Origin of the sequence: Bacillus sp. SIMBA_008 (assembly GCF_046535495.1) — a bacterium.
GTDB lineage: Bacteria > Bacillota > Bacilli > Bacillales > Bacillaceae > Bacillus > Bacillus subtilis.
Genome location: NZ_JAWRWL010001213.1, coordinates 1 through 238, shown reverse-complemented (window position 1 = coordinate 238; position 238 = coordinate 1). Strand labels below are relative to the sequence as shown.

Genomic DNA, 238 nt, shown 5'->3' with positions numbered 1-238 from the left:
CTCGTATTAAACCGGGTGCTCAGAAGCTATGCGGATGCGCTGGCGGAAGCAAGGAACCATCCGTTAAGCCAGCGGCGTTACATGTGGAAAGTCGAATATTAAGAACGCGCATTATATTTCACCGGACTATAATGATATATAACGTTATAGTCCGGTGACAAAGGAGGAAAAGCATCTGAAAAAGCTCATCTGCCTGTTCGCTCTGTTAGCTTTATGTCTGTCAGCCGCCGCCTGTTCA

General features: G+C 47.1%; 1 pseudogene. It reads left to right on the top strand.

Annotated features, from left to right (window positions below):
• Nucleotides 1–102 (top strand): annotated as a pseudogene (locus SB658_RS27290) (SIS domain-containing protein); the annotation flags it as partial.
• Nucleotides 103–238: the final 136 nt, after the last annotated feature.